General features: G+C 35.5%; 20 protein-coding genes and 1 tRNA gene. 3 read left to right on the top strand and 18 right to left on the bottom strand.

The genetic code is table 11. The annotated features are described in order from the left end of the window. Positions 1 to 3: 3 nt before the first annotated feature. From BLT48_RS09035 to rsmG, 5 genes are all read right to left on the bottom strand, one after another. Positions 4 to 201 carry a DUF951 domain-containing protein gene (locus BLT48_RS09035; protein ID WP_035020949.1) on the bottom strand — a complete coding sequence of 66 codons (198 nt, stop codon included), beginning with the start codon at positions 199 to 201 and terminating at the stop codon, positions 4 to 6. 18 nt (positions 202 to 219) lie between these two features. Next, positions 220 to 1,110 (bottom strand): ParB/RepB/Spo0J family partition protein, encoded by an 891-nt coding sequence (locus BLT48_RS09040; protein WP_089977373.1) that lies wholly within the window; start codon positions 1,108 to 1,110, stop codon positions 220 to 222. Beyond that, complete coding sequence (locus BLT48_RS09045; RefSeq protein WP_013712085.1) at positions 1,103 to 1,864, bottom strand: ParA family protein; 762 nt, start codon at positions 1,862 to 1,864, stop codon at positions 1,103 to 1,105. Before BLT48_RS09045 ends, BLT48_RS09040 begins: the two co-directional genes overlap by 8 nt. Before the next feature lie 151 nt (positions 1,865 to 2,015). Beyond that, positions 2,016 to 2,885 (bottom strand): nucleoid occlusion protein, encoded by an 870-nt coding sequence (noc, locus tag BLT48_RS09050; protein WP_089977376.1) that lies wholly within the window; start codon positions 2,883 to 2,885, stop codon positions 2,016 to 2,018. Between the two features lie 110 nt (positions 2,886 to 2,995). After that, on the bottom strand, positions 2,996 to 3,712 hold the full coding sequence (rsmG, locus tag BLT48_RS09055) for a 16S rRNA (guanine(527)-N(7))-methyltransferase RsmG (protein ID WP_089977379.1): 717 nt from the start codon (positions 3,710 to 3,712) through the stop codon (positions 2,996 to 2,998). Between the two features lie 515 nt (positions 3,713 to 4,227). Here rsmG and BLT48_RS09060 point away from each other — a divergent pair. After that, positions 4,228 to 5,244: a PTS sugar transporter subunit IIC gene (locus tag BLT48_RS09060; protein WP_089977383.1), complete on the top strand. Its 1,017-nt coding sequence runs from the start codon at positions 4,228 to 4,230 to the stop codon at positions 5,242 to 5,244. A gap of 95 nt (positions 5,245 to 5,339) precedes the next feature. Here BLT48_RS09060 and BLT48_RS09065 read toward each other — a convergent pair. From BLT48_RS09065 to BLT48_RS09090, 6 genes are all read right to left on the bottom strand, one after another. Next, positions 5,340 to 5,412: transfer RNA gene (locus tag BLT48_RS09065), tRNA-Val, on the bottom strand. 170 nt (positions 5,413 to 5,582) lie between these two features. Then, the gene (mnmG, locus tag BLT48_RS09070) at positions 5,583 to 7,478 is read right to left on the bottom strand and encodes a tRNA uridine-5-carboxymethylaminomethyl(34) synthesis enzyme MnmG (protein WP_035020954.1); all 1,896 of its coding nucleotides are present in this window, start codon (positions 7,476 to 7,478) and stop codon (positions 5,583 to 5,585) included. Between the two features lie 220 nt (positions 7,479 to 7,698). Beyond that, a complete protein-coding gene (gene mnmE / locus BLT48_RS09075; protein WP_035020955.1) occupies positions 7,699 to 9,087 on the bottom strand; it encodes a tRNA uridine-5-carboxymethylaminomethyl(34) synthesis GTPase MnmE in 1,389 nt (462 codons plus the stop codon). Positions 9,088 to 9,298: 211 nt separating this feature from the next. Continuing rightward, positions 9,299 to 10,066 carry a DUF3891 family protein gene (locus BLT48_RS09080; RefSeq protein ID WP_035020956.1) on the bottom strand — a complete coding sequence of 256 codons (768 nt, stop codon included), beginning with the start codon at positions 10,064 to 10,066 and terminating at the stop codon, positions 9,299 to 9,301. 103 nt (positions 10,067 to 10,169) lie between these two features. Then, on the bottom strand, positions 10,170 to 10,610 hold the full coding sequence (locus tag BLT48_RS09085; RefSeq protein WP_035020958.1) for an ASCH domain-containing protein: 441 nt from the start codon (positions 10,608 to 10,610) through the stop codon (positions 10,170 to 10,172). A 16-nt stretch (positions 10,611 to 10,626) separates the two neighbouring features. Beyond that, positions 10,627 to 11,229: a TraX family protein gene (locus BLT48_RS09090; protein ID WP_035020960.1), complete on the bottom strand. Its 603-nt coding sequence runs from the start codon at positions 11,227 to 11,229 to the stop codon at positions 10,627 to 10,629. Positions 11,230 to 11,613: 384 nt separating this feature from the next. Here BLT48_RS09090 and BLT48_RS09095 point away from each other — a divergent pair, with 384 nt between their 5' ends. Next, the gene (locus BLT48_RS09095; protein ID WP_089978742.1) at positions 11,614 to 12,393 is read left to right on the top strand and encodes a 3D domain-containing protein; all 780 of its coding nucleotides are present in this window, start codon (positions 11,614 to 11,616) and stop codon (positions 12,391 to 12,393) included. A 93-nt stretch (positions 12,394 to 12,486) separates the two neighbouring features. Here BLT48_RS09095 and ade read toward each other — a convergent pair whose 3' ends face one another. After that, positions 12,487 to 14,244, bottom strand: coding sequence for an adenine deaminase (gene ade / locus BLT48_RS09100; protein ID WP_089977387.1), 1,758 nt, complete (start codon positions 14,242 to 14,244; stop codon positions 12,487 to 12,489). Positions 14,245 to 14,448: 204 nt separating this feature from the next. Here ade and treR point away from each other — a divergent pair, with 204 nt between their 5' ends. After that, positions 14,449 to 15,165: a trehalose operon repressor gene (gene treR / locus BLT48_RS09105; RefSeq protein ID WP_089977392.1), complete on the top strand. Its 717-nt coding sequence runs from the start codon at positions 14,449 to 14,451 to the stop codon at positions 15,163 to 15,165. A gap of 395 nt (positions 15,166 to 15,560) precedes the next feature. On the opposite strand, the gene treC is transcribed toward treR, so the two are convergent. From treC to BLT48_RS09135, 6 genes are all read right to left on the bottom strand, one after another. Further along, positions 15,561 to 17,219 (bottom strand): alpha,alpha-phosphotrehalase, encoded by a 1,659-nt coding sequence (gene treC / locus BLT48_RS09110; RefSeq protein ID WP_089977394.1) that lies wholly within the window; start codon positions 17,217 to 17,219, stop codon positions 15,561 to 15,563. Between the two features lie 21 nt (positions 17,220 to 17,240). Then, positions 17,241 to 18,749, bottom strand: coding sequence for a PTS system trehalose-specific EIIBC component (gene treP, locus BLT48_RS09115; RefSeq protein WP_089977398.1), 1,509 nt, complete (start codon positions 18,747 to 18,749; stop codon positions 17,241 to 17,243). Between the two features lie 157 nt (positions 18,750 to 18,906). Next, positions 18,907 to 20,862, bottom strand: coding sequence for an ABC transporter permease (locus BLT48_RS09120; protein WP_089977402.1), 1,956 nt, complete (start codon positions 20,860 to 20,862; stop codon positions 18,907 to 18,909). After that, a complete protein-coding gene (locus BLT48_RS09125) occupies positions 20,855 to 21,622 on the bottom strand; it encodes an ABC transporter ATP-binding protein (RefSeq protein WP_089977405.1) in 768 nt (255 codons plus the stop codon). The genes BLT48_RS09120 and BLT48_RS09125 overlap by 8 nt, the downstream gene beginning before the upstream one ends. Before the next feature lie 120 nt (positions 21,623 to 21,742). Next, positions 21,743 to 22,768 (bottom strand): sensor histidine kinase, encoded by a 1,026-nt coding sequence (locus BLT48_RS09130; protein ID WP_176944109.1) that lies wholly within the window; start codon positions 22,766 to 22,768, stop codon positions 21,743 to 21,745. Continuing rightward, complete coding sequence (locus BLT48_RS09135) at positions 22,755 to 23,453, bottom strand: response regulator transcription factor (protein ID WP_089977407.1); 699 nt, start codon at positions 23,451 to 23,453, stop codon at positions 22,755 to 22,757. Before BLT48_RS09135 ends, BLT48_RS09130 begins: the two co-directional genes overlap by 14 nt. Positions 23,454 to 23,623: the final 170 nt, after the last annotated feature.

Consider the following 23,623-nt stretch of genomic DNA (forward strand, 5'->3'; position numbering starts at 1 on the left):
TTGTTAGTTTTCTTCTGCTCTTTCTAAAACCTTTTTCATTTTCTTTTCAAAATCTCTTCTTGGCATCATGACCATATGGCCGCATTGTGTGCACTTAATGCGAATATCCATACCCATTCTAATGATTTGCCAACGGTTTGCCCCGCAAGGATGAGGTTTTTTCATTTCAACAATATCATTCAAATCGTAATTTTTTTCCATCGTTAATCTCCCATGCGTTTATTCATCATCAAATTGAATCTCTAGAATATCTAAAATACGCGTCAAATCATCAGTAGAAAGGTATTCAATTTCAATTTTCCCTTTTTTGTTTTTTTCATTTATCGATACACTGGTGCCAAATTTATCCATTAACCGTTCTTCACTCTCACGAATATAGTAAGGCTTTTTGGTTTCTTTTTTTGGCTGTTCTATTTCTTCTTTAGACTGGTTCATCTTGTTCACTAATTGTTCTAATTGACGAACCGTTAAATGTTCTTTGACCACTCGTTTAGCTAATTTCGAGATTTGTTTTTTATCTTTTAAGCCTAACAATGTTCTTGCTTGACCCATTGAGATTTCTTCTTTTTGAAGCATCTCTTTAACAGCATCTGGCAGCCCTAATAAACGCAAATAATTGGCGATGTATGGACGGCTTTTACCCAAACGTGTAGCGACTTCTTCTTGCGTTAGTTTTAATTTTTTCATCATCATTTCATAAGCTTCTGCTTCTTCTAAAGAGGTTAGATCTTCTCTTTGCAGATTTTCCAATACCGCGACTTCCATCATCTTTTCTTCATCAAATTCACGAATAATGGCTGGTATCGTTTCTTTTCCAGCCAATTTCGACGCTCTGAAGCGACGTTCTCCAGCTATGATTTCATAACCTTTAATTTTTGACTCACGAAGGATAATAGGTTGAAAAACACCAGATACTTTGATTGATTCTGCTAGCTCATTTAAAGCTATTTCGTCAAACGTTTTTCTCGGTTGGTAAGGATTTGGTCTGATATCGGTTAAGGGTATCTTCTGAACTTGTTCATTAGCTGCATTGATAGTTGAAAGCTCTGCATAATCTCCAAAAAGAGCATCGATTCCTCTTCCCAACCCTTTGCTATTTTTATTAGCCATTTGCTAGCACTTCCTTTGCTAATTCAAGATAGACTTCTGCTCCTCTAGAACGCGCATCGTAATCAATAATCGACAATCCGTGACTTGGAGCCTCAGATAACCGGATATTGCGTGGAATAATCGTTTTATAAACTCTTTCTCGGAAGTATTTCTTCACTTCATCGACTACTTCATATCCTAAATTCGTACGTGCATCCAACATAGTCAATAAGACACCTTCAATTTTCAATTCAGGGTTAAAATGTTTTTGAACTAGGCGAACCGTGTTTAACAATTGACTTAATCCTTCTAAAGCATAATATTCACATTGAACAGGAATCAGAATAGAGTCACTTGCAGTGAAGGCATTGATCGTCAAATGTCCCAGTGATGGGGGACAGTCAATCAATATATAATCGTAATCGTCTTTTACCTTTTCTAACGCTTGCTTCAGTCTAGATTCTCTAGCCATTTGTGAGGTTAATTCAATTTCTGCGCCTGCTAATTGAATTGTAGCTGGTACGACCCACAAATTCTCTCTTGAAGACGGCAGAACGACATCTTTAACAAGTGTTTCGTTTACTAAAATATCATAGATATCTTTTTCAACATCTGACTTGCGTACGCCTAAACCACTTGTTGCATTTCCTTGAGCATCAATATCAACTAATAATATTTTTTTACCAAAATACGCTAAACAAGCACCTAAGTTGACTGTTGTCGTTGTCTTACCAACTCCGCCTTTTTGATTTGCGACTGATATAATTCGTGCCATCCTATTTCCTCCATCTGTGTTTAATATCCCTAGTAACTTTATCGACACTGATTCAAGTGCAATAAACAAAAATAAGAGAAAAATTACATCTTGCGTATTTTTCTCCTACGCATTTGTTCAAAATGAATTTTTTTCATTTATCGCTCTCTATTCACTTATCTTTTTTTATTTCAATTGTAATGCGGTAAACATCTTCTAGATCTTCTTCTATTGCTTCTAAAGGCATACCTGTTTCTTTTATCAGTTCAACTGACTTATTGATTGTATTTAAAGCTAATCGAAGATCCTTAGAGATTTTTCTAACTCGTTTTTTCGGCTGTTCTTGAGTACTGTTTTTTTCTGCTACTTTTTGCTTCACTAAACGCTCTGTTTCTTTAACGGTTAGTTTTTTTTCAATAATGACACTTAATAATTCATTCTGTTCCTCATGCGATAAGGCTAGCACACTGCGTCCATGTCGTTCGGTGATTGTTCTGTTAAGCAAAGCTTCTTTTAAAGCATCAGCTAACTTTAGCAACCGCAGTTTATTGGCTATGAAAGATTGGCTTTTCCCAATGCGTTGCGCTAACGCTTCTTGTGTCAACCCATTTAACGCCATTAAGCCTTGATAAGCTTCAGCTTCTTCAATAGCTGTCAATTCTTCTCTTTGTAGATTTTCAATTAACGCAACCGAAGCTGTTTCGTTATCTGACATCTCTTGAACAATCGCTGGCACTTCTTTCCATTCCAAAAGTTGCATCGCACGAAAACGGCGTTCCCCTGCAACAATTTCATACTTGTTTTCTTCATATTTTCTAAGAATGATGGGTTGGATCAATCCATGAATATGAATTGTGCGAGCTAATTCATCCAACTTTTCTTCGTTAAACACTTTTCTAGGCTGAAAACGATTAGGAACAATCTGTTGTACCGCAATTTCTTGAACATGTTTTTGTTTTTTTAATACTTCTAACAAAACATCTTCTTCATTTTCAGTTTTCTTTTTAGTTTTTCCTGAACCAAATAAATCAGACAACGCCATTCTTTTTCTCTCCCTCAGTCCTATATGTCCTTTGATTCTATTGTATCAAAAAACGTTCTTATTGAGTAGTTGAATCCGAATAGAAACTGTCTGATAAGTATTGGTTTCTACTATAATGGATTCTTATTTGGTGTTCCCGGTTTTCTTGGATATTTTTTTGGGGATTCTTTCTTCTTGTCAATTAAAACAATGTGTCGTTCTCCAGCTTCACGCGGCAGTTCAAAAACAAATTCTTCGCGAAACTTTCCGCCCAATGTAGCAATCGCTTTTTGCCCTTCAGCCATTTCTTCTTGGGTATTGCTTGCTTTTAGAGCAATAAAAAGCCCATCTTTTTTAACTAACGGCAAACACAATTCAGATAAAACACTCATACGTGCAACGGCTCTGGCAGTTACAAAATCAAATGATTCGCGAAATTGTTTGTTTTGGCCAAACGTTTCAGCACGATCATGATAAAAATGAACACCATCTAACCCTAGCGTTTGAGCTAACAATGTTAGAAATTGAATTCTTTTATTTAATGAATCAACTATAGTGACTTCTAATTGTGGGAAAATAATTTTTAGGGGGATGCTTGGAAACCCGGCACCTGCACCTACATCACATAGGCTTTGGACCCCTTTAGTAAAATCCACATATAGTCCAGCTGTAATCGAATCATAGAAATGTTTTAAATACACTTCTTCTTTTTGGGTAATTGCAGTTAAATTAATTTTTTCGTTCCATTCTTGCAACAGTTTAAGGTATTGATCAAATTGTTCCATTTGCTTCTCAGTAACCACTAATCCCTTATCTTCAAGGGCTTTTTTTAACTCTTCTGGATTCATTAACTCAACTCCTTTTTACTAACGTGAAACACTATTTGTTTCACAAATCCATCGTTTTAACTGTATAACAAATTGACTAGAAGTGCAATGCTTTAAAGCATTTTTTCCGCTATATAAATGGATTAAATTTTATAACATTTGGCACTAAATGAGAATTAGATAAAATAAATTAAAATTAAATGATAGAGTTTGTTGACATTGTCTTGTAAGCTTGTTAGAATATTGGAAATAGTCAGAAAACAATTAATGAAAAGGAGATGTTCAATATGAAAACTACAGTCGAATTGTCTAGCTCGCGTTCTCAATTGAACGTATCTTTAGTCATTATTAACTTATTAATTTAGCCCAGGATTTGAACTATTCATTTAGTTGAGTCCTAGTTTGCGTATCTAGGGCTCAATCATCGAACTGATGAGGCAAGCCTTTATACAAAGGCTTGCCTCTTTTTATTTGAAAAATTCGAGGTTCATAAGTGTTGGAATGTCTGTTAAACAAAAATACGGAGGCGATTGAATATGAAGAACTATCTAACAGAAAGAATGTATAAGGCATCATCAGGGATCGCGAATGCTATTTTTGTAACAATCGGTATTGGCTTATTATTAGAAACAATTGGAAAAATGACTGGCTTAACCATTTTAGTTATGATTGGAACGGCCGCTAAAATGCTGATGGCTCCTGCTATTGGTGCTGGTATCGCCGTTATGTTAGGCGGAAACACTCTTACCATTTTTAGTGCTATGGCTGCTGGAGCGCTTGGTGCTGGCGCCATTCAAACGACAGCAGACGGCATGATCACTATTGCCACAGGCGAACCAATTGGTTGTCTCATTGCAGCTACTATCGCTACATTTGTTGGCAAACGTATTTCAGGTAAAACGCCTTTAGATATGATGGCCATACCGGTTACAGCGGTCTTATCTGGTGGTGTAGCTGGTTATTACTTAAATCTTGTCATTGCCCCATTCTTAAATATGGTTAGTGCTTTTATTTCTGCTTCCGTTGCTGGTTCACCAGTTGTTGGAGCCGCTGTGATTTCAGTTGTTGGCGGACTCGTATTAATGTCTCCTGCTTCTTCGGCCGCTATCGCAATTGCACTAAATCTTGATCCTGTCTCAAGTGCTGCAATGTTGGTGGGAACGACTAGTATGTTTATTGGCTTTTCTTTTGTCTCTATACGTCAGAATAATCTTGGCGGATTCTTAGCACAATTTGTTTGTACACCAAAAGTGCAATTGCCGAATATCGTTAAAAATCCGCGGATTTTAATTGGCCCAACTTTGGCTGCAGCAGTAGCAGCTCCCATTTCAACTGTTGCACTTGGTTTTACAGCACCCAGCGCTTTAGCAGGATTAGGTTTTTGTTCACTGATTGCTCCACTAAATATCTTTGTGTCTCAAGGAAGTGGTTCATTTGCTGTTTATATCCTGACTGCCTGCTTGGTTCCTATTGCTATTACGGTAGTAGTAAACAAAGTGTTGGAAAAAGTTAGTTGGTTGCGTAAAGGAGATATGGCTTTAGTAGTAGAATAATCTGATGGTATTACTAGCCTTCAATACATTTGAACCTTTATGCAAACGAAAAAGAGACATAAATCTCCAAAAAGGATTTATGTCTCTTTTTTTGATGGTCCCTACTGGGCTCGAACCAGCGACCCCTACCTTGTCGAGGTAGTGCTCTCCCAACTGAGCTAAGGAACCTTTTCTTGTTTGCGTTTGCAACATCGTTAAGTATACCCTAAACAGTTGCTTCCGTAAATATAGAGTTTTATTTATTTTTAAAAATTATATTATTTCCTGGGAAATAACAATCAAATAGAGCCTTACAATTAAGAGTAGCTTGATTGTAAGGCTCTATTCGTAGTTACTATCTATACTAGTACTTTTGCAATTTTTCCTTGTTCTACATAAACCATTAAAATTGAAATATCCGCTGGATTCACACCACTAATACGGCTAGCTTGAGCAATTGTTTCAGGCTGAATTTTAATCAACTTTTCTTTTGCCTCTGTAGCAATACCATTGATAGCAGCATAATCAATATTTTCCGGTATACGTTTATTTTCCATACGTTTTAACTTATCCACTTTTTGAGAAGCTTTAGCGATATATCCTTCGTATTTCACTTGAATTTCTACCTGCTCTTCTACGGCTAATGGAAGTTCATAGTCTCGAGGAACGAATGCTAAAAGATCTTGATACGAAACTTCTGGACGACGTAAGAAGTCTTTAGCTAAAATGCCATCTTTTAAAGGTGCTTGGTTGTTTTCAGTTAAATACGATTGGATTTCAGCAGTTGGTTTCAACCGAATAGAACCTAGACGTTCTATTTCTTCTTCAAATTGAGCTTTTTTCGCTACAAAAGTATCGTAACGTTCTTTTGTTACCAGTCCTATTTGGTGACCGATTTCAGTTAATCTAAAATCTGCATTATCATGACGCAACAATAAACGGTATTCTGCACGAGACGTCAATAAACGATAAGGTTCATTCGTACCCTTTGTCACTAAGTCATCAATCATAACGCCGATATATCCTTCACTACGCTTCATTACAAACGGTTCTTTCCCTTGCACTTTAAGTGCTGCGTTCATACCTGCCATAATTCCTTGGCCTGCTGCTTCTTCATAACCCGAAGTTCCATTCATTTGACCAGCAGTAAACAAGTTTTCAACTACTTTTGTTTCTAAAGAAGGACGTAATTGATGAGGTGTAACCACATCGTATTCAATTGCATAGCCAGTACGCATCATCTCTGCGTTTTCCAACCCTTCAACTGAATGTATAATATCTTGTTGAACATCTTCCGGAAGAGACGTTGATAAGCCTTGGACATAAACTTCTTCTGTATCGCGTCCTTCAGGTTCTAAAAACAATTGATGTCTTGGTTTGTCACTAAAACGGACAACTTTATCTTCAATTGATGGGCAGTAACGAGCACCTACTCCTTCAACAATTCCTGTAAACATTGGTGCACGGTGAAGGTTATCTTGAATTTTTTGATGAGTCGATTCATTTGTATACGTTAACCAACACGATAACTGATCTTTTAAATACGCACTGTTTGGTGTTTCATAACTAAAGTGATTCGCTTTTTCGTCACCTGGTTGTTCTTCAGTCACGCTATAATCAATTGTTGAAGATTTAACTCTAGGAGGTGTTCCAGTTTTAAAACGATTTAATTCAAAACCATTTTCGAGTAAACTTTCAGAAAGTTTAACAGATGGTTGCGAGTTGTTTGGGCCAGAAGAATATTTCAGTTCGCCAATGATAATTTGACCACGAGAAGACGTACCTGCTGTTAAAATAACCGCTTTAGATCGGTAGATTGCACCAGTATTTGTGATAATTCCTTTGCATATACCGTCTTCAATAATTAGTTCATCAGCAATTCCTTGTCTTAAAACAAGATTTTCTGTTTCTTCAATGGTTTTTTTCATTTCATTTGCATACATAAATTTATCTGCTTGAGCGCGTAAAGCTCTAACAGCAGGTCCTTTACCGGTATTCAGCATTCTCATTTGAATATACGTTTTGTCAATATTGCGACCCATTTCTCCACCAAGAGCATCGATTTCTCGAACGACGACACCTTTAGCCGGTCCTCCAATTGACGGGTTACAAGGCATAAAAGCAACCATATCTAGATTAATGGTAATTAAAAGCGTATGACTTCCCATTCTTGCTGCGGCTAATGCAGCTTCTGATCCAGCATGACCTGCACCAACAACAATTACATCAAAATTTCCAGCTTCATAATGATTCATTTAAACAATCCCTTCTTTTCTGTATTTAGTTCTTTTATAAGCATCAAATTATTTCATTTTCTGTTTTATCTGTGTGTCTAAACGGGAAGTTCAGCATCCTTTTAGTTGAGCTTCACTTCCCAGACACTGGGCTATTTTCAAGATTTGACGCAATGCGCGGGATGCTCTTGCTTTCAATTCTTGAAAATCGCTGTGTGTCTAAACGGGAAGTTCAGCATCCTTATTTTCCTAGGCAGAATTGGCTGAATAGTTGGGTCAGTAGTTCGTCTTGAACGCTGTCTCCTGTAATCTCACCTAATAGATCCCAACAACGTGTCATATCTATTTGAATGAGATCTACTGGCATACCAGCCTCTACTCCATTGATGACTTCATCTAACGCTTCTTCTGCATCATGTAATAATGCAATATGGCGTACATTAGATACGTAAGTAGCATCACGTTCACCAGTTTGTCCAGTGAAGAAGAGAGCAGCTATTTTCTTTTCTAAAACATCTACACCTGATTTAGATAAAATAGAAGTCTTCACAATACTTTCTGGATCTACTAGCGTTTCTAATTCAGTTAAATCTAATTTATTTGGTAAATCCATTTTGTTTAAAATAATAATACGGTGGTGTTGGCTTGTTGCTTCAATTAAGGCTTTATCTTCTATTGTTAAGGATTCGCTTTGGTTAAACACCAACAATACTAAATCTGCATCGCTTAGGGCTTGACGGCTTCGTTCTACACCAATGCGTTCAATAATATCTTCTGTTTCGCGGATACCTGCTGTGTCGATTAGTTTTAAAGGAACACCTTTAACACTGATGTATTCTTCAATGACATCCCGTGTGGTACCGGCAATATCTGTAACGATGGCTTTTTCTTCATCCAATAGATAATTCAACAAGCTCGATTTACCAACATTTGGTCGTCCAATAATAGCTGTTGCTAGCCCTTCTCTTAAAATCTTTCCTTGGCTAGCCGTTTCTAGCAACTGTTGAATGGAAGCTTTAACTAATTTAGCTTTTTCAATCAACAATTTCGAAGTCATTTCTTCAACGTCATCGTATTCAGGATAATCAATATTCACTTCTACTTGAGCTAATGTATCTAATATATCTAGACGCAAATTGCGAATTAAATTAGACAAGTTTCCATCTAATTGCTTTAATGCAACATGCATCGCTCTGTCTGTTTTAGCACGAATCAAATCCATTACAGCTTCTGCTTGAGATAAGTCGATTCGTCCATTCAAGAAAGCCCGTTTTGTAAACTCACCAGGTTCAGCTAAGCGAGCGCCATTTTGTAAAACACATTGCAAAACTTGATTGACAGAAGTAATCCCTCCATGGCAATTGATTTCAACGACATCTTCTCTTGTAAAGGTTCTAGGTTCACGCATAACAGATACCATTACTTCATCAATCGTTTCATTCGTTTTTGGGTTTTCAATGTGGCCATAGTGAATAGTATGACTCTTTTGTTCAGCAAGTGCTTTTGAACCAGATTTATATACACGGTCTGCAATTTCAATAGCTTGTTCCCCACTCAACCTTACTATCCCTATTGCCCCTTCACCAGGAGGCGTCGAAATAGCTGCAATTGTTTCAAATTCTAATGTCACGCTCTCTCACTCCTTCTATTTTTTTGCACGAAAAAAGTGCCTACTCCACCCTTTTGTTTTTCACAAAAGGAATGGAAAGCACTTTGACTACTTTTATCATTCAGATAAGTTATTTAATTTTCAGTATATTTAATGTTAATTTGTTGTTCCGTTAAGACTATACAAGTTCTCTAACTATTTGTCAACAACTTCAGTTGACTTTATTTATGATTTACTTTGCTGATCTTACATTTATTCGTACTTCTTCATACTCTGCTTCATTGTAGCTATCTAACAGACCCTTTTCCATAATCGCTGCTTTAGACACTACTTTTTGAATCAATCTACTATTAATAGGAGCTTCAAAAGGGAAAACTTTTAATGCAATCGTTTGTTCATCGATCCAGCTCGGATGTATATTCGTTTCATTTAATCCAAGTTCTTCAGATAACGAAAGTCCTTTTTTAAAAAAGGGATGAATCGTTTCTTCCGTAGCTCCAGGTTCGTTGACACATGCATATACAGATAGCGTATCTCCCAATACCAGTAAAGCATAATGGAAATCAAAAACACACTTATCAAAATAATCCAATGCAGCAATGATTCGACTCTTCCGTTCTTCTTCTTGTTTAAGAAATGCCTGTGATTCTTTAGATGAATCTTTTAAAAAGAATTGAGTATAATGTCTGCTGCAAAGTAATGCGGCATAAGCATCAACTTTTTCAACTTCATCGATACCATAAGTATAAAAGATAATTTTCGGTGCTTTTGGAAAATCAAATAGTGAATATGGAGCTTGTTTTTTATCATTCCAAAAGGGACTTTTATCAAGAGATTCCCATCCATAGTCATGCATTCGAATAGCGTAATCTACTGACTTGCTTAACTCTTCTCCTTGAAACAACGTTTTTTTCCATTGAGCCATAACGTCTCCCGCGAATTGAGCATGGTTCTTTTGTTCAATCATAACAAAATCATTTTCCCGTTCTCTAATAATCATAATGATGCACCCTTTCAACTTGTTTCATTTAGTCATTCTCTAGAATCTTCATTCCTTCTGACGACTATTTCACTTTTCATTATACCATTATTCTAACTTCTTCTTATTTATAAATCACTTTAAATTCTTCACATACCACAAGAATATTGTCATGAAAAACTAATCCACTTTGCTTATAAGATTTTGTGAAAAAGTCTTCGTGGACTTTTCTCCAGTACCTTAGTGAACGATCTCCTTCGCCTTCTTTGAATGCATGTTTTTCTGATACTTCTAAAAAAGGGACTACGGACACTTTTATCGTCTTTGTGATGCAGACAGCTTCTTCTCTAGCATCAAGTATGATATTTAATTCTCCAACTTGTGGTAATGCTTCGTTTTCTATTGCATATTCTTCATAGGCGGAAGCCGTAGCTGTTTTTATCTGTTCGATGGTTAAACGTGCTAATTCATCTGGTACTACACCGTAGCTCCAAGCTTGATACGTTTCGTTCTGATACTCCGGGTATACTGAAACAAATTTCTGCCACATTTGCTGTGCTTTCATAATAGGTACTCCTTTCTTATAAACTAAATTTAATAGCCAATAAAATTAATTGATGCAATGGGTAGTAGAGGTAACCAAAAATTTTCGGCATTTTTTTAGTCTCCCTATATGTGTCTATTAATAGTAGAAAAATAGCCAAACAGGCAAATAGTTGAAGAGATGGCCAGACAAAAATGTGCACCACCAGAAAAAGTATTACTCCAAGTGGCTTATGAATAAATACCATACAATAAATAGCCCATCCCAATAAAAAACCATATATTCCATACTCACAAAAGTAACTTAGTACTAATGCTAAAACAAAAAAACGCTTGTCTTTAATCGATAGTGCTACTAGAGCCAGTGTAAATAATATATTAAACACTGTTCCAGAATAAAGACTAATTGGAATCGTTAAAATACCTGTGCCAATCAATTGAAAAAAGTATTTTTTGAAATTGCTGGTATTTTTACTTCCTTGAATCGTTGTGTATAGAAAACATGGAAAAGCTATTCTTCCTATGATACGAAGCCAAATGACTTCAGGATACAAGTAATAACCGATATGATCGATTGTCATTGTAATAATTCCAATCCATTTGATTGCATTGATTTTATTGTAGCTTTCTTTTTGTGTCATTTAAGCCCTCCCATCACTATAAATCCTTTATTTGTAAGTATTTACTATTAACAACATACACCTTAACACGGCTTCTTTCGTGTAACTTTTACAGAATAAAATTACAGATTAAGTCATATTTTACATTAATTTACTTGTTTTGTATTGCTTTGGTAATGAAACGATTGAAATAATACAGAATGAATAAGAAACGATGACGAATGCCCTAAAGGCCTTTTAATTTTTTTTTACCATGGTAGGATAGCATTTGTTGAAGGAACAATCCCTTCATTTTTAATAGCACTTAGAGATTGTATGGAACATCGTCGCTCAGAATCCACAGTCACCTTCTTTTACATTAAGCAAGGAAAACTATATTTAACCAATAAAGGAGATCAAAAAAAAATGAAAAACTTTAAATCGAAATTATTTGTAGCAAGTGCAACTTTAGCTTTAACAGGTGTCATTGCCGTTTCAAATCCAACAGAGGCTTCTGCTGCTGAATATACTTCTAGCACTTGGGAAGCTCGTTCAGTAAGTGAGATCAAACAAGATCTTAAAAGCACTGAAGACGGAAGCACTCAATATACGATTCAATGGGGCGATACATTATCGTCAGTAGCTTTGGCAACTAATTTATCTATTAATGATTTAGTAGATGTAAATGATATAAATAATGCAAACACTATTTATAGTGGCAATACTATTTCTTTATCTGCTGACCAATCAACTGTTACTATTGAAACTCCTGAAGAAACTAAAAGCTACAATGTTAGTACTCCAGATGTTGTAGAAGTAGAGCCTGCTGAAGAAGCGCCAGTTGTTGAAGAACAAGCTCCTGCTGTTGAAACTGCACCGGTTGTTGAAGAACAAGCTCCTGCTGCTGAAACTGCACAATCTGGTAAAACAGTTACTGTTGAAGCAACAGCTTATTCAACAAATCAACCTGAATTAAGTGATACTACTGCAACTGGAATCAACTTAAACGAAAATCCAAATGTAATTGCTGTTGACCCAAGTGTTATTCCTTTAGGTTCAACTGTCTACATTCCAGGACAAGGTACATTTATTGCTGGTGATACTGGTAGTGCCATTAAAGGAAACCGTATCGATGTTCACATGACCGACTTAAACCAAGCATTAGCCTTTGGTAGACAAACAATGGAAGTGCAAATTTTAAACTAATACCATTAAATGAAGCTTATTCATATCCCCCAGATGTTGAATAATTAAAAAGATCCACCTAAGAGAGATTAATCTTTTAGGTGGATCTTTTTGTTACTTATTTATGATTTGAATAGGTATATGAGCAGACTGTTCAAAATCAAATAATCCTAAATCTGTTAATTTTAATTTTGGAATAACCGGTAGTGTTAAAAAGGATAATGTTAAAAATGGATTGAAATTTAATTCTTTTCCGATAGTGGCGACTGCCTGATTCAATTCTTTTAACTGTTGGTTAACAACTAAATAATCTGATTCTGTCATTAATCCTGCTACAGGTAATGCTAATGAAGCGAGTACTTCTTCTCCTGCTACTACAGTTAAACCACCATTGGTTCTGATAACTTGTTCAACCGCTTTTAAAATTTCCTGATCAGAAGTTCCCACTGCTACAATATTGTGTGAATCGTGCGCCACAGTTGTAGCAATTGCTCCTTTAGTTAAACGGAACCCTTTTACAATACCTAAACCGACATGATTGGTTCCGTTATGTCGTTCAATAACAACAATTTTCAACTGATCACTTTCGATTGAAGGGACAAAACAGCCGTTTTTAACTGTGACATTTTCTTTCAAATGATTAGTAATCAGACTATTGGGAATGATCTTGATTACGTTACACAAAGGATTTGTTAAAGGTACTGCCAATGCTGTTGTTGTTAACTCTTGAGTGTTTATTTTTGCTAAATTTGCGCCTATAAGTTTTTTTTCCACCTTTGTTTCAAATAAAGCAGTAGTCAAATTCCCATTATCTGAAATCATCACTCCTTTTTTGTACACTTGATCAATAGCAACAGTTTCTAAATCGTCCAAAATCAAAAAATCAGCTTGGTAACCTGGAGCAATCGCTCCTAAATGTTTCAAATTAAAACATTCAGCTGTATTTAGCGTTCCCATTTGGATAGCCGTTATAGGATCTAGTCCTTTTTGAATAGCTAAACGTACGATATGGTCGATGCTTCCCTCTGCTAATAAATCATCAATCAATTTATCATCTGTAACAAACAAGCACCTTCTAGCATTTTTTGCTGTCACAGCAGGTAACAAGGCCATTAAGTCTTTAGCTACTGTTCCTTCTCGAATCATTAAGTGCATACCTAAGTCCAAACGATCTTTTGCTTCCTGCGCATCAATACTTTCATGATCTGTTCGAATTCCAGCTGCTAAATAGATGTTTAATTCTTCTCTAGTCAAACCGGCAGCATGCCCATCTATATAACGATCTGCTTCTTGAACCATAGCAAGTTTATCCATCATCACACTGTCGCCATTTTTTACAGAGAAAAAATCCATCACTTCCGCTAAACCTAATACTTCTGGCTCTGATAAGAAAGGTTCAAGTTGTTCGGCATTTAATAGTGCCCCATTATTTTCAAATGCTGTTGCTGGGACGCAAGAAGATAACATAACATAAATATCCATTGGCAAACTTTTTGCTTCTTCTAGCATAAACTGAATGCCATCCACTCCAGCTACATTAGCGATTTCATGCGGATCTGTAATAACACTAGTTACGCCATGTTGCAGTACGACTTTTGAGAATTCTTTTGGTGTTAACAACGAACTTTCAATATGAACATGTCCGTCAATAAACCCTGGTACAATAACTTTATTTTGAGCGTCAATTGTTTCAACACCGTCATATGAGCCTATTCCAACAATCATACCTTCTGTTATCGCAATATCCCCACTCATGAATTCACCCGTAAACACGTTCACAATCGTTCCATTTTTGATAACTAGATCAGCTGGTATTTTTTTTGCTGCTACTTTGATTCTTTTTTCCAATGTTCCAGTTTCTACATTTCTCAAATCAATTGCCCCCTTGTAATGTATACACTATTGTTCTTTTATATTCTTACAATAATACACTAGCAAGGTTTAAACACAACTTTTTCCCTGATTTCCCTGACTATTTTTTCTTTCTTCTACTTAAATAAGTGTTAGCATTTGCAAGTTTTTCTTAAGAGACTATGCTAAAATGTAAGCTAAGGATAGGAAATGTGAGGAATCTATATGAGCAAGTTTAATGAAATTTTTTTAGATCTCGAAGCAGCGATTTTAAATCAACGATTTATTTCAGGTGATCTTTTACCTAGTGAAAATGAATTAGTCAAAACCTACAATGTTTCCCGTGAAACAATTCGAAAGGCCCTAAATTTACTTTTAGAAAAAGGATATATACAAAAAATACAAGGCAAAGGTTCTATTGTTTTAGATATTAAGCGCTTTGATTTCCCTGTATCAGGATTGACAAGTTATAAAGAACTCCAAGATGCTCAAAATATGAATAGTCAAACAATTGTGGTATCCAATGGCTTGCTACCTGTTTCAGAAGAGTTAGCGAATCACTTAAAACTTTCTGTAGGTACTCCAGTTTTGTATCTTGAACGATTAAGAAAAGTACATGGAGAAGTGGTTATTATTGATAAGGATTATTTAGTCACTTCTATTGTTCCAAGTATCCCGAATGAAGCTGCTGAAGACTCTTTGTACCATTATATTGAACAAACATTGGGTCTATCTATCGGTTACGCTCAAAAAGAAATAACGGTAGATCCTATTACTGAAGAGGATAAACGATTGATGGATTTACAAGAAGATACCCATGTTGTGGTTGTGCGAAGTGATGTCTATTTAGAAGATACAACCCTATTTCAACATACCGAATCACGTCATCGTTTGGATCGCTTTCGATTCGTCGATTTTGCTAGACGTCGAAATTCTTTATAAACAAAAAGGCTCTATACATTTTAGTGTCGATAGCTTAATTAAATTGGTTACAAGTTATTTCTGGAGGAATAGGGTTTGCTTGTAGCCATGCATTGGATTCAATGCAAATTATAAAACGTTAGCGCTTCATTGGAAGTGTGACTAAAAGCGGTTAGACCTGAATCACTGGAGCGAATAAGCGCAGTATGGTCAACGACCATCGAGCATTATTCGTGAAGTGGACGTCAGGACTGCTTTTTGAAACACGTTCTAGAATAAAGCAGCTTCAGACGTTCCCATGGCTCTCCACAAGCAAACCCGTCTATTCCAGAAGAAATTTTGTTTTGTTCTATCAACACCATTGACGAAGAGTCAACAAAAAAGGAAACTGATAATTATCAGTTTCCTTTTTTTGTTTACTTAGCTTCAAAATAAAAAGCAATGGTTTCGTAGGGACCTAATTCTAAGTTCGTGGTTAATGATCTTTCTTTTCCATTCCCAATAAGGTAGCGACTAGCTTTCGTTAAAAATTCTTCTGGAATTTCCAATGTTACCGAACCTGCGTAAAAATGATTGAGTACAAGCAACTGTTCACCTTCATATTCTCTAACATAGCCATAAACACTCGGATGATCCATCATGATTCCACGATAGCTTCCTTCAGAAATAACCGGCATCTCTTTTCTCAATTGAATCAATTTTTTATAAAATTCAAAGATGGATCCTTCTACTTGTTCTTTTTCTACATTAATTTGATGGTAGTTGTCAGCTAATTTTATCCACGGTTCTCCTGATGTGAAACCTGCATTTTCCTCATTTGTCCATTGCATCGGAGTCCGGCTATTATCTCGAGACTTACTTTTAATGATTTCCATAATTTCTTCATGTGGTAAATTTTTTGCTTTTAATTCTTTATAGGCATTATGCGTTTCAATGTCCACATAATCTGTCATTTCTTGAAATTCAGGATCTGTCATTCCAATTTCTTCTCCTTGATAAATATAAGGGGTCCCACGCAGCAAATGAATTGACTGAGCGAAGAGTTTAGCTGAAGCTTCAAAATGATTCACTGGATCTCCAAATCGGCTTATTACACGTGGTTGGTCATGGTTGTTCCAGAATAATGCATTCCATCCATTTCCATAAGACATGCCTTCCTGCCAATCGTTGAGCAACTCTTTTAATTTTATAAAATCAAATGATGTTTTACTCCATTTTTCGCCATCTAAATAATCAACTTTTAAATGATGGAAACTAAAAACCATCGATAATTCTTGTTTATCTGGATTAGAATATGCAATTCCATTTTCAATCGTTGTTGAAGACATTTCACCAACTGTCATGATATCTGAATATCTTCCAAACGTTTTTTGGTTCATTTCATGGATAAATTCATGTGCGATTGGGCGATCTGTATACAACGATTTACCTATATTATCTTCTGCATCTAATAGTTCTTCATCTTTACCGATTACATTAATCACATCAAACCGGAATCCTTTTACGCCTTTTTCTAACCAAAAATTGACTACATTAAATACTTCTTCTCTTACTTCAGGATTACGCCAATCTAAGTCAGCTTGCGACACGTCATACAAATGCAAGTACTCTTTTCCAGTATTAGCAAAAGGAGCCCAAGCTGGGCCACCAAATTTTGAGACCCAGTTCGTAGGATGGCTTCCGTCTGACTTTGGTTCACGTAGGATATAGTAATCTTGGTATTTCTTCTCACCTTTAAGAGCTTTTTGGAACCATTCATGTTCGATAGAGGTATGGTTTAACACCATATCTAACATAACTTCCAATTTATATTCCTTCGTTACGACAATGAGTTCCTCAAAATCTTCCATTGTTCCAAATAAAGGATCGATTTCTACATAATTAGCGATATCATAGCCATTGTCTTTTTGTGGAGAAATGAAAAATGGATTGATCCATAATACATCAACGCCTAACTCAGCTAAATAGGGTATTTTTTCAATAATTCCTTTTAAATCTCCTACTCCATCTCCATTTGAATCCTTAAAAGATTTTGGGTAAATTTGATACACGACTTTCTCATGAAAGGTACTCATTTTATTCCTACTTTCTAAAAATTATTTTCCTAATTCTGGTTCTGTAACAACAACTTGATCTGATTTATTTAAAATATTGTACTTACGGAATACAATTGTTAAGACAATCGGTACCACTATTGCGATTGCCATACAAAGGAAGAAGATTGGCCAATATTGATTTTGGATAGATAAGAAACCTGGAATTCCACCAACACCGATTGAATTGGCTGTCACGTTGAAAGTAGTAGCTACTAACCCAGCAAGACCTGAACCGATCATAGCCGCCACAAATGGGTAAATGTATTTGATATTGATCCCAAACATAGCGGGCTCAGTTACACCTAGATAACAAGAAATCATCGCTGGAATAGACACTTGTTCTTCTTTTTCATTTCCGCGGTGTAAGAAGATAATCGCCAGCACTGCTGAACCTTGAGCAATATTTGATAAAGCGATCATTGGCCATAAATTGGTTCCTTTAAAGTCAGCAATCAATTGTAAATCGATTGCATTCGTCATATGGTGCAATCCTGTAATAACCAACGGTGAATATAAGAAACCAAACAAAGCACCAAACAACCAGCTAAATGAGCTTCCTAATCCTGCATAAACGACACTTGAAACCCAGTTTCCTATAACCCAACCAATTGGTCCTAAAACCGTGTGAGCAATCAAAACCGTTGGAACTAAAGCAAAGAATGGTACAAAAATCATTGAAATAGCTTGCGGAACTATTTTACGCAATCCTAATTCTAAATAAGCTAATACAAATCCGGCTAACATAGCAGGAATAACTTGTGCTTGGTACCCGATCATGTCAATTGTGAAGTAACCAAAATCCCAAACTGGAATGTCTGCTGCTGCTGTTCCGGCAACTGCGTATGCATTCAATAGTTGAGGTGACACTAGTGTGATCCCTAGAACGATTCCTAAAATCTGAGTGGTTCCCATTTTTTTAGCAACACTCCACGTGATACCGACTGGTAAGAAGTGGAAAATAGCTTCACCAATCAGCCATAAGAACGAGTTGACTCCACTCCAAAACTGACTGACATTAACGATTGTATTGTAAATAGGTTCTCCAGCACTGTTGACTTGTGCTACACCATCTACCATCAATTGACCAAGAGATTCCATTGGAATGGCTTCCAAAATATTTCGGAAGCCTAAAATCAACCCTCCGACAATAATTGCTGGAATAATAGGTGAAAAGATTTCTGCTAAAACAGACATCGCGCGTTGTACTGGATTTTGATTTTGTTTACTGGCTGCTTTCACTTCGTCCTTAGATACGCCTTCTTTTCCGGAAATTTTTGAAAATACATTGTAAAATGTGGCAACATCATTGCCAATAATAACTTGATACTGACCGGCTTGAGTAAAGGTACCTTTGACTGCAGGGATATCTTCGATTTTTTTGCTGTCTGCTTTTGCTGGATCATTTAACACGAAACGCATGCGAGTGGCACAGTGACTGACTGCAGAAATATTATCGGGACCTCCGATGTCTTCTAAAAGCTGTTTTGCATCTTGCGTGTAATCTGCCATTTTTTTCCTCCTAAGAAAAAGTTATAATTGCAACTTGTATATACAAGTACAATGTAACCTTTTTCTTTTGTAAATGCAAGCGTTTTACCTTTATTTTTAAAAATAAAAAGAGTGAGCTAAGAATTAATCTTAGTTCACTCTTTTACCTGTTAACAAATTATTTAACGATGCTGTAATAAACTTTTGAGGTTACTTGATAAATGATTCCATAGATTACACTATAGCCAACAATTACACTTGCAAAACACCAAAAGATTAATGTTGTATCTACTACATTGAAAAGTAGTAACAGTTTTTGGATAATTGGAAAGGCAAATGCAACATGAATCACCGCAATTACTAGAGGCAATAAGAACATCCAAATAATTTGTAAACGAGTCGTTTTGCGAATCATTTGTTTGTCTAATCCTACTTTCTGCATGATTTGGAATTTTTCTCGATCATCATAGCCCTCTGAGACTTGTTTAAAGTAGGTAATCAAAGCTGCTCCAAAGGTAAACAATAATCCAAGGAAAATACCTAAGAATAAGAAACCACCATTCATATCATATAACGCATCACTTAAAAGTTCTTTAGACTCAAAGTATGAACCTTCTCTACTGTTCAATTTATCTGCCAATTTCTCAGAATAGCTTTTTTTCTGCTCTTGTGTTCCAGTCGTATTCCATGAAATCATCGCTTCCATAGGAACATCATACTCGATCTCTGATGCTTGAATGTTATAGTCTATAATAGACTGAAGAACTTCTTTTGATTCAACTACAAGAATCATATTCGGGCTTAACCATTCATCCATTTTGATAGGGTTTTCTATCTTTGACTTGATTTGATAAATTTCATCTCCTATAAGCAATGTAGAAAAGTCATAGTCATCTTTTAAGTCATAAATCAATATTTCATTTGATTCTAGGTCAATCGATTGATTTGTCATTTTTTCATAGTCTTCTTGTACGATTATTTTAGCTTGAAAAAGTTCATTTGCAGAATAATCCGTTTCGCCAAGAATTAGTTCATTATCTGCTACTATTGGATTCAAGTTATAGTACGTATAGATTTCTGTACCTGTTACTTCTAAGCCTGTTGCTTCCGTTTCTTTTTGTATTTCTTTAAATTCTTCTTCTAAATTAGCTTCTGTATAATACGTTACTTTATTTTCATAAGGAAAGCGGACATCTAACGTACCTTGTATCCCTATAAAAACCGCTATCGTAGTCGATACTGCAACAATGACCATCGTTGCTAAAATAGTAATATTAGCTAATCCTACGGCGTTTTGTTTCATACGATAAAGCATACCAGAAATTGAAATAAATGGACTTGGACGGTAATACAATTTCTTGTTTTTCTTCAATGCTTTTAAGATAAATATTGAACCAGAAATGAATAAGAAATACGTACCTACAATAACCAAAAGCACTGCAAGTAAAAAGTAAAGCATTGCGTCCATTGGGTTATCAATCATTACAGACAGATAGTAACCTGATCCAATCAATAATAACGAGAGAATAAAAAGGATAATAGAACTTTTTGGTTCCCGTTCTCCTGTTTGTTTTCCTTTGATCAATTGAATGGGGTTAGAAAACGTTACTTGAGTGATATTATAGAGCAACGTCACCAAAAAGATGAGAACAAATAATCCAATCGTGATTATTACAGCATTCAATGTAAAAGGAAAAGACATCTTTACGCCGAATTGCAAAGCATAATTTAAAATAAGGAAAGCAAGTTCTCCCAGTAGATGTCCGAGAATCAAACCTACAATGATGCTAAAAGAGCTGGTTACTAATGATTCAATTGTCAATATTCTAGAAACATGTTTTTTCTTCATTCCTAGTATCGCGTACAACCCAATTTCTTTTTTCCGTCGTTTGATTAAGAAACTGTTGGTATACAAAACAAACAGAAAGGAAAATACCCCAATGACCACTGCTCCAACAGTAAACATCATTGGTAAAGATGCGTTTCTCGTCTGAACAAATTTGTTTCCCATTAAGGCAACCATCATATAAAACATTGCTACCGTAGCAATAGAAGCGAAAATATAAGGTAAATAAATTTGTTTATTGGATTTAAGGTTACGTAAAGCTAACTTAGAAAAAAATCCTCTATTCATGTTGCTCACCTCTATTAGCTAATACGATCAACGCTTGAGAAATTTTGTCCATGAATTGATCTGGCGTTTGTTCTCCACGGTAAATTTCGTGGTACACTTCACCATCTTGAATAAACAAGACACGATTCGAATAAGCAGCAGCTCTTGTACTATGAGTGACCATGATAATGGTCTGACCAGCGTTATTGATGGTTTCAAACGTTTCTAATAAACTTTGGCTGGATTTTGAATCTAATGCTCCAGTTGGTTCATCAGCAAGAAGTAATTTCGGGTTTGTGATTAAAGCACGAGCTACAGCTGCACGTTGTTTTTGTCCTCCAGATACTTCGTAAGGATAATGATTGACCAACCCTTCAATTTTCAGTTTTTTAACAATTGGCATCAGACGATGTTCCATTTCAGTTATTGGCGTATTAGACAGTACTAACGGCAACAGAATATTGTCTTTAATTGAGAAGTTGTCTAGTAAGTTAAAGTCTTGAAACACGAATCCAAGATAGTCTCTGCGGAAATTAGAAATATCACTGTCCTTAATTCCTGTTAAATCATTTCCTTCTAGCAAGACTTCTCCACCTGTAGCCGTATCCAGTGTTGCTAAAATGTTTAATAAGCTGGTCTTGCCAGAACCTGATTCTCCCATAATGGAGACAAATTCTCCTTTTTCTACTGAGAAATTCACGTCTTTTAAAGCTTGTACTTCCTGTGCTGAAAACCTTCCTGTATATGTCTTTTTTAAATGGCTCACTTTTAATAATGTCATCATTGTTTCCTCCTGTTCATTTCTTTATTTCTATTACTAGTTTAATAAAAATGAACAATAGTTGCTTTTATCTCTTCTTACAAATAACGATTAAACCTTACACTTTCGTAAGATTCAGTATTAATACTCTTTTATTAGTGACGTTCGGGCTAAATCGATCATTACTTTAGTGCCTTTTCCTACAGTTGACTCGATTGACATCCCATGACCAAGACGTTTTGTAATTTCCTGACTAAGAAATAAACCAAGCCCTGTTGATTTTTCATGTATTCTTCCATTAAAACCAGAATAGCCACGTTCAAAAATACGCGGCAAATCTTCAGAGCGAATGCCAATACCGGTATCTTCAATAATGAGTTGATCTTCTGTAGTTGGGCTCATATAAATTTTTATCTTACCGCCTTCTGGAGTATATTTTAGGCTGTTAGAAACAATTTGTTCTACTAATACCTTTAACCACTTCTCATCTGATAAAACAGACTTATCAATTTCTTGATAATCTAATTGGATATGTTTATAAATAAATAGAATTGAAGACTTTTTAACCGTTTCTTTGATGACTCGATCAAGCGAAACTTGTACAAAGTCCAAATCAGAACCGCTTTGCTCTATTTTCAAATAATTCAATGCCATATGTGTATAGTTTTCAATCTGCACTAACTCTTGTTCCATTTGATGGCTAAATAGTGATTTAGTATCTCTTTGCATCAATAAGCTGATAGCTGAAATAGGTGTTTTGATTTGATGCAGCCACAAAGTAAAATAATCCATTTGAGACGCATTGCGTTGTAGACTCTTTTTTTTGATTTGCTGTATTTCTCCCATTAAATTTTCAATTTTAAGATGAAAAAAAGCTTCACTCGGATCATGATTCGATGATAGCTGCTTCAATGTTTCGAACGGATCCTTATCTAATCGTTCCAACAATCGAAAACGTTTGTAATACTTTGAAAATTTAAACAAAAAGAAACATCCGCCTATAAATAGCGAAAGTTCAATACTAAATACTAAAAAGTACAATGGCAATTGTCCTAATACATAAATAAAGCTAAACACACATAAGTTAAGTACGTATGCTAAAAAGAACGGATAATTAGCTTTTATAAACGCCTTGAGAACATCAATCACTTTATTAGTTGCTTTCAATAAAGTCATCATCCTTTTGTAGGCCATACCCATAGCCTTTTTTTGTAACAATAAATGAAGTTAAGTTCAATTCTGCCAGTTTTTTTCGTAGACGATTAATATTAACTGCTAATGTATTGTCATCAATGAATGAATCATTTTCCCATAATTTCATCATAATCGCTTCTCGGGAAACAAATGCTCCTTTTTGTAAAAATAAAACTTCTAAAATTTTCATTTCATTTTTTGTCAGTTCAACTTCTTGATCTTGATAGTGAATCTTTAATTCACTTATTTTTAAATAGACTTTCTGATAGCTTAAATAAGCATCATTTCCCGTAAAATCATACGTTCTGCGCAATAGCGCTTGTATCTTCGCTAATGCAACGGTTAAGTCAAAAGGTTTACTAATAAAGTCATCTGCTCCCATCTGAATAGCCATCACAATGTCCATTTGCTCACTTTGAGAAGAAATAAAAATAATTGGTACTTGTGAAATTTTGCGAATTTCTGTACACCAGTAATAGCCGTTAAAATAAGGTAGTTTAATATCGATTAAAACTAATTGAGGTGCTTCATGTGTGAATGTATCCATCACCCCATTAAAGTCTGTTACATGGAACGCATCGTATTGCCATTTCGTTAACTCTTCTTGTAAACTTGAAGCAATTACCAAGTCATCTTCAATAATCATAATTTTAACCATTCTAGGCACCTACTTATCTTTAATTATTTATTACATACTATACAGGATTTTTTTCAATCATCCTATGAGACTTTTGTATTAGACAACAACTATACTACAAAAAAAAGAAAGAATTCGGCTGATCGTGCTGACCGAATTCTTTCTTTTACTATTTTTTCTATAGAAAAATT

The organism is Carnobacterium viridans, from assembly GCF_900102725.1.
In the GTDB taxonomy this organism is placed as follows: domain Bacteria; phylum Bacillota; class Bacilli; order Lactobacillales; family Carnobacteriaceae; genus Carnobacterium_B; species Carnobacterium_B viridans.

What these genes read in the sequence shown, in the direction of transcription:
- BLT48_RS09035 (WP_035020949.1), bottom strand. Translation starts at nt 201, where the DNA reads ATGGAAAAAAATTACGATTTGAATGATATTGTTGAAATGAAAAAACCT.
- BLT48_RS09040 (WP_089977373.1), bottom strand. Translation starts at nt 1,110, where the DNA reads ATGGCTAATAAAAATAGCAAAGGGTTGGGAAGAGGAATCGATGCTCTT.
- BLT48_RS09045 (WP_013712085.1), bottom strand. Translation starts at nt 1,864, where the DNA reads ATGGCACGAATTATATCAGTCGCAAATCAAAAAGGCGGAGTTGGTAAG.
- noc (WP_089977376.1), bottom strand. Translation starts at nt 2,885, where the DNA reads ATGGCGTTGTCTGATTTATTTGGTTCAGGAAAAACTAAAAAGAAAACT.
- rsmG (WP_089977379.1), bottom strand. Translation starts at nt 3,712, where the DNA reads ATGAATCCAGAAGAGTTAAAAAAAGCCCTTGAAGATAAGGGATTAGTG.
- BLT48_RS09060 (WP_089977383.1), top strand. Translation starts at nt 4,228, where the DNA reads ATGAAGAACTATCTAACAGAAAGAATGTATAAGGCATCATCAGGGATC.
- mnmG (WP_035020954.1), bottom strand. Translation starts at nt 7,478, where the DNA reads ATGAATCATTATGAAGCTGGAAATTTTGATGTAATTGTTGTTGGTGCA.
- BLT48_RS09080 (WP_035020956.1), bottom strand. Translation starts at nt 10,066, where the DNA reads ATGATTATTAGAGAACGGGAAAATGATTTTGTTATGATTGAACAAAAG.
- BLT48_RS09085 (WP_035020958.1), bottom strand. Translation starts at nt 10,610, where the DNA reads ATGAAAGCACAGCAAATGTGGCAGAAATTTGTTTCAGTATACCCGGAG.
- BLT48_RS09090 (WP_035020960.1), bottom strand. Translation starts at nt 11,229, where the DNA reads ATGACACAAAAAGAAAGCTACAATAAAATCAATGCAATCAAATGGATT.
- BLT48_RS09095 (WP_089978742.1), top strand. Translation starts at nt 11,614, where the DNA reads ATGAAAAACTTTAAATCGAAATTATTTGTAGCAAGTGCAACTTTAGCT.
- treR (WP_089977392.1), top strand. Translation starts at nt 14,449, where the DNA reads ATGAGCAAGTTTAATGAAATTTTTTTAGATCTCGAAGCAGCGATTTTA.
- treC (WP_089977394.1), bottom strand. Translation starts at nt 17,219, where the DNA reads ATGAGTACCTTTCATGAGAAAGTCGTGTATCAAATTTACCCAAAATCT.
- treP (WP_089977398.1), bottom strand. Translation starts at nt 18,749, where the DNA reads ATGGCAGATTACACGCAAGATGCAAAACAGCTTTTAGAAGACATCGGA.
- BLT48_RS09120 (WP_089977402.1), bottom strand. Translation starts at nt 20,862, where the DNA reads ATGAATAGAGGATTTTTTTCTAAGTTAGCTTTACGTAACCTTAAATCC.
- BLT48_RS09125 (WP_089977405.1), bottom strand. Translation starts at nt 21,622, where the DNA reads ATGACATTATTAAAAGTGAGCCATTTAAAAAAGACATATACAGGAAGG.
- BLT48_RS09135 (WP_089977407.1), bottom strand. Translation starts at nt 23,453, where the DNA reads ATGGTTAAAATTATGATTATTGAAGATGACTTGGTAATTGCTTCAAGT.